Here is a 2,640-nt window from a genome sequence, read left to right on the forward strand (position 1 = left end):
AGGTGGTCAACTTCAACGGCATGAAGGTCGTGGTGAAGGAAGGCGTCAGCCCCGAGATCCTCTGATCCTGACGCCCTGTCACGCCAGCGCTACCCAGCACAGTGGCCGCGCAGGTGGTCAACTTCAATGGCATGAAGGCCGTGGTGAAGGAAGGCGTCAGTCCCGAGAGATCCTCTGATCCTGACGCCCTGCCACGCCAGCGCTTCCCAGCACAGTGGCCGAGCGGATGGTCAACTTCAACGGCATGAAGCATGAAGGCCGTGGTGAAGGAAGGGAGCAGTCCCGAGATCCCCTGATCCTGACGCCCTGCCACGCCAGCGCTACCCAGCACAGTGGCCGAGTGGGTGGTCAACTTCAACGGCATGAAGCATGAAGGCCGTGGTGAAGGAAGGGAGCAGTCCCGAGATCCTCTGATCCCGGCTTGAACAAGGGCGCCAAGCGCCCTCTGGCCTTCAGCTGGCCTTGATGGAGAGGGTCAGCACGAAGCGGGCCATGGCCTCGTCGCCGTTGCGAGACGGGCAGGTGGCCACCACCTGGATGGGGCGGTTGATGCGCTGACCGCTCGCCAGGGACTCGTCGATCATGGCGTCGATAAGCTCCCCCGCCGCGCAATCAAACTGCACGTCCCCCTCCGGGCGCTTCAAAAACTCCCCCTGCACATCCTTGAAGGCGAAATGCACCTTCTTGCGCCGCGCCCGCCCCTTCTCCATGACCAGGAGCCCTCCCACCAGGTCGGCACCGGTGGCGAGCGCCCCGAAATACATGCTGCCCAGGTGGTTGCGGGTGCGCCAGCCCAGCGGAATGCGGATGCGCAGCGCCCTGGCGTCCATCTGCTCGATGACGGGGGCACAGAAACCAATGACGGGAATGTAGCGCCAGGCGAACAGACGCAGGGCGAGGTTGGCTTTGAGGCGTTGCAGGTCCATTGCAAACTGATCCGATGAGTTAATGTGACGCAAATGTTGCCAGCCTGCTTCCCGATAGACAAGCCTCCCGTGCCATCCCTGTGAGCGGGCCCCCAAAGGGTATTTGCAAAATTCATGCAATGGCCAGGTTCTATTTGCCCGGGAAATGATAAAACCGGCCTTTCCTGACCCCGGGTCGCCCCTCTCTTTCCCCTTTTTCCGATTTTTTTCAAGGTCCCGCCCCGGATGACGGGACCATGACAGCCATATCCGAATGAAGCACAACGAGAAATACTCCCCGTCAGAGGGCTAGCCCAGGATCCCGCCCCCGCCACTGGGATTATTCGCAGTAACCAAACCCCCTCTCCCTCGCTAGGCTGTTGCTGGCCCGGAAGTAGCCACTCGGCACCGGGTCAACCCGTCTACCAATCTCACCATAAGGATAGAGAGATGAGTCACGTGCAACAGTTGTTCAACGGGGGCGAGAGCGCCGGTACTTTCCAGCTCAACTTCAACAACAACCGTGCCTACGAGCTGTTTGGCCGGGAGTACCTCAAGTGCTATGCCAACCTCAGCGCCAAGGGGAAGATGAGCAAGCCCCTGCCCACCGGGCCGCTGAGCTACACCGTCGACTTCGCCATGGATTGCGGCTGCAGTTCGGTGCTGTTTGACTTCAACCTCGCCTACAAGAAGACCTTCGGCAACCAGTTGCAGGCCCCCCTGTGGCGCGAGTCGGACTACGAGGCCGAGCTGGTGCTCTGCCAGCTGGTGCGCGAGGCACCGGCCAACCGCCTGAGCAACCATGATCAGTTCGCCGAGGCCGAGGCCTTCTTCAACGACGTCAATCTGCCCGACACCGTCCGGGCGGTGGGCAATGATCCCTATGCCGACAAGGACGGCCTGGTGGAGTTCATCGTGGCCAACGAGCTGCTGGACGATCCCGCCGTCATGGCCAAGCTGGCGGAACAGAAGGCCTACCTCATCGCCATCACCTCCGTGGTCACCGCCTACATCAACCGTTACGCCGAAGCCTATGGCGAGCAGTACAAGACGGACGCGGATCTCTGGGCCAGGGCCCTCTCCAAGATCCCCCTGATGGGGCCGAGCAAGATCGATCAGCAGAGCTACAGCCGCCACATCAAGGGGCTCAGCATCGCCACCGACTTCATCAACTTCATCATGGACGTGGTGGTGAGCCAGGGCACCACGGCGCTGGCCAGCTTCAACAAGTTCCTGCAAAAGCAGGGGGATGCCATCCGCTTCGGGGTGGAGAACAACAAGGACTTCTACAAGACCATCACGGTGGGGGTCACGGTGGAAGTGTTCAAGGTGGGCAACGAGCTGGTCTATGTGCCGAAGATCAAGCAGTACCGCGTCAACTTCGACCGCCAGAACAGCAAGTTCACCTCCGCCTGTGCCAGCGCCGAGTTCGTCGACATCTACTTCAACTACCTCTATGCCGCCAACGTGTTCGACTACGAGGCCCTCAAGGACCCCGAGATCAAGCGCGACTTCGACAACTTCATCCAGAAGCAGCGCAAGGCACAGATTGAAGAAGCGGATACCTTCTTCAACGATGACTTCCCGCCCCTGGAGCCCAAGCAGGTCAGCCGCAGCAAGGCCACGGTGTAACCCGCCAGTCAAAAAAACAGCCGGCAGATGCCGCAATGCTGTTCAGATAAGCACATTTTTGACTAATTATTCATAAATGCGACTTGAGTTGGGGGAGCAAGGC

Annotated in this window: 2 protein-coding genes and 1 pseudogene; 2 read left to right on the top strand and 1 reads right to left on the bottom strand. The window is 60.2% G+C overall.

Annotation, left to right across the window (positions count from 1 at the left end):
- Positions 1 to 2: 2 nt before the first annotated feature.
- A pseudogene (locus tag OKB81_RS20790) lies at positions 3 to 65 on the top strand (ribosome-associated protein); the annotation flags it as partial.
- A 387-nt stretch (positions 66 to 452) separates the two neighbouring features.
- Here the strand turns inward: OKB81_RS20790 and OKB81_RS08390 are convergent.
- On the bottom strand, positions 453 to 926 hold the full coding sequence (locus OKB81_RS08390; RefSeq protein ID WP_010674883.1) for a DUF4442 domain-containing protein: 474 nt from the start codon (positions 924 to 926) through the stop codon (positions 453 to 455).
- Between the two features lie 429 nt (positions 927 to 1,355).
- On the opposite strand from OKB81_RS08390, the gene OKB81_RS08395 reads away from it, so the two are divergent.
- Entirely contained in the window at positions 1,356 to 2,537 is a 1,182-nt protein-coding gene (locus OKB81_RS08395; RefSeq protein WP_043155175.1) for a hypothetical protein, read from the top strand.
- Positions 2,538 to 2,640 lie beyond the last annotated feature (103 nt).

The sequence above is a fragment of the Aeromonas sp. QDB56 genome (assembly GCF_027705505.1).
In the GTDB taxonomy this organism is placed as follows: domain Bacteria; phylum Pseudomonadota; class Gammaproteobacteria; order Enterobacterales; family Aeromonadaceae; genus Aeromonas; species Aeromonas caviae.

What these genes read in the sequence shown, in the direction of transcription:
- OKB81_RS08390 (WP_010674883.1), bottom strand. Translation starts at nt 926, where the DNA reads ATGGACCTGCAACGCCTCAAAGCCAACCTCGCCCTGCGTCTGTTCGCC.
- OKB81_RS08395 (WP_043155175.1), top strand. Translation starts at nt 1,356, where the DNA reads ATGAGTCACGTGCAACAGTTGTTCAACGGGGGCGAGAGCGCCGGTACT.